The following is a 2,685-nucleotide window of genomic DNA, read 5'->3' as shown; positions in this document are numbered from 1 at the left end:
GCGCGTGGCGTCGTAGACCGGCGTCTTGCTGGCGCCGCGCGCAATGCCTTCCCAGGCGGTGGCCTTGAGCTGGCACGGGGCGTCGTGGCAGGCGTGGCAGGCCACACAGCGGCGGTCGAGGATCGGCTGGATGGTCTGCGCATAGGACTCGCCGGGCGCCGGCGCCAGCGGCTGGTCGAAACGCTTGGGATCGGCCGGCCCGTAGAGCTGGTCGAAGCGGTGGAGGGCGATCGTCGTGCAGGCGGCGAGCAGGACGACCAGGATCAGGGATGCGACACGACGCATGCGGCTGCTTTCGGCTTCGACTGTGGATCACGCAATGTAACCGTCGTCAGCCTTCGAGAAGGCGCGTCAGGGTCCGCGGGCGTCGATCCATTGCCGCCATTGCGCGGCGGCGGCGCTGCGCGCGCCGGCATCCGGATCGTTCGGGTCATAGGCGCCGAGCGAGCGCCACAGCGCGCCCCACTCGTCCACCCCCGGCAGCATGGGCACCACCGCCTGCAGCACCGCGAAGGCGCGCTGGCGGGTCAAGGGCGCCGGCGCGTCCAGCAGCGGCGCGATGACCGGCAGCGCGTCCGCGCCGCGCGCCATGAGCACGTAGGTCGCCACCGTGTGCGGCGCCCGCAGCACGTCGGGATGGTCGTCGAAGGTCTGCGCCAGCGCATCGAGCGCATCGGGCGTCCCGATCGCGGCCAGGCCCTGGGCGGCGCGCCCGCGCACCAGCGGATCGCTGTCGGCGAGCGCGGCACGCAAGGCGTCGGCGGCCACCGGGTCGGCGATCTCGGCCAGGCCCTGGGCGGCCTTCTCGCGCACCCGGGCGTCGCTGCTTCCGAGCGCGCGCAGCAGCAAAGGCGTCGACGCGCGGCCGGCTACCACCAGCGTGGCGAGCGCGCGGGCGCGGTCGGCCGGATCGGCCGCATCGAGTCCGCCCAGATCTCCGCTCATAAGGCAACCTCCGTGCTTCGCACTGCGGTGCGAGCTTGCTTGGGGCGGCCCGGCGCGGCGCTTTGAGCAACCTCCGTGCTTCGCACTGCGGTGCGAGCTTGCTTGGGGCGGCCCGGCGCGGCGCTCATGGCCCCCTCGACACCGGTGCCGGCCGCGAGAAGGTGACGACCACGCGCCGGTTGGCCCAGCGGTTGGCCTCGCGCGACTGGTCGGCGCCGACCGCGGCATCGCCGCCCTGGTCGCCGGTGCCGGCATCGGTGGTGGCGGCGGTCGAGGCGCCGACGCCAACCGAGATCCAGTCGAGGCGCGAGCGCGGCAGGCCGCGCGCCAGCAGCGCCGCCTCGACCGCGTCGACGCGGGCCAGCGACAGGTTGGTGTTGTAGCGGCTGTTGCCGCCGACCTGGTCGGCCGAGCCTTCGAGCGACACGATGACATCGGTGTTGCGCAGCAGGTAGGGCATGAAGTCGTCGATGCGTGAGGCCTCGGAGGCGCTGAGCACCGCGCTGTCGAAGTCGAAGTAGAAGACCGCCGGCTCGTGCACGTAGAACTCGCGGTGCCGCTCCACGGCTTCGTCGAAGGTGGCCGAGGCGCCGTCGGCCACCGACAGGTGCTCGTCGATCACCTTGCCCGAGCGGATGCCGAAGCCCCAGTGGACCGCGGCGAGGTCGAGGCCCTTGTCCTGCGCCACCGCGACCGACTCGAACTCGAAGTCGAGGTCGACCGCCGCGCTGGCGATGCCGGGCTGGTCGTAGAGTGCCGCCGACCGGATGTCGGTCGCATCGTTGGAACGCTTGAAGCCCGGCGTGCGGCCCAGCACGCCACCGGTGCCGCCGCCGTAGAAGTCGGGCTGCTTCACCTGCCCGACCGAACCCACGGTGCCGGGCGCGGCAGGCTGGAAATTGAAGCTCGGCGACAGCGCCTCGCCGGCCGGCGCCGAGCCGGCGCCGCCGGTGCCGCCGTGGTAGACGTCCGTGAAGAAGCCGCCCTCGACGCCGGTGTCCGGGTTGTCCTCGGTCAGGATGCCCGGGTCGCCCAGCGCGCCGCGACCCGCGCGGTCGGCCGGCAGCGAAGCCGGCTGCACGTCGGCGCCCTTGACGTCGGTCAGCTTCACGACCTGCACCATCTCGATCTGGTTCGACAAGGGCGAATCCTCGCCCGGCACGAAGCGGATGTAGCCGTCGAGGCCGCTGTGGGTGGGCGGCGTGTTGATACCGCCTTCGCGCGTCTGCAGGTCGATCTCGAAGCCGCCGTTGGCGACCGGGAAGCTGCCATTGGTGCTGCGCTGGATGGCGTCGGGCGCGGCAGCGAGTACAGCCCCGCCGCCCGACTGCTGCACCACGTGCGAGAGCTCGTGGGCGGTCAACGTGTCGTCGCCCGGCCGGTGCCCGGCCCCGTAGAACACATCGTGGCCGTGCGTGAAGGCGTCGGCTCCGAGGTCTTTCGCGAGCAGCGCCGCCTGCGGGTCGGCGTGGGTGCGCACCGAAGCGAAGTCGGCGCCGAGGCGCGATTCCATGGCGCGGCGCGTGCGGACGTCAAGCGCCTCGCCCTGCGATCCGCTTTCCGCGGCCAGCGGGGATGGGCGTCGCGGCAGTGGCGCGCGCGGGCGCTCGGCGCCGGACCCGGGCGCGTCCGCCCGCGCCGCGCGGTCGGACTCATGCTCGAGGGCATCGCCGGCACGCCCTACCCGGAGTTGCAGAAAGCGCGGCAGGCCTGCGCGCGGCGCCGCCGCGGCACCGGCAC

The 2,685-nt window shown here is 73.3% G+C and carries 2 protein-coding genes and 1 pseudogene; all 3 read right to left on the bottom strand.

Translation table 11 applies throughout. The features are described 5' to 3' along the window. Positions 1-285 (bottom strand): annotated as a pseudogene (locus AC1DYD_RS41210) (fatty acid cis/trans isomerase); the annotation flags it as partial. A gap of 66 nt (positions 286-351) precedes the next feature. Further along, on the bottom strand, positions 352-945 hold the full coding sequence (locus tag AC1DYD_RS41205) for a HEAT repeat domain-containing protein (protein ID WP_478178467.1): 594 nt from the start codon (positions 943-945) through the stop codon (positions 352-354). Between the two features lie 124 nt (positions 946-1,069). Beyond that, a partial coding sequence (locus AC1DYD_RS41200) for an eCIS core domain-containing protein (RefSeq protein WP_478178466.1) occupies positions 1,070-2,685 on the bottom strand: 1,616 nt, incomplete at its 5' end.

The organism is Variovorax sp. P4_B11 (assembly GCF_056402355.1).
Note: the sequence above shows the minus strand (reverse complement) of the source record. Positions and strands in the feature narration are given on the sequence as shown.

Excerpts from the sequence above, each read along its gene's own strand:
- AC1DYD_RS41205 (WP_478178467.1), bottom strand. The coding sequence starts at position 945 with ATGAGCGGAGATCTGGGCGGACTCGATGCGGCCGATCCGGCCGACCGC.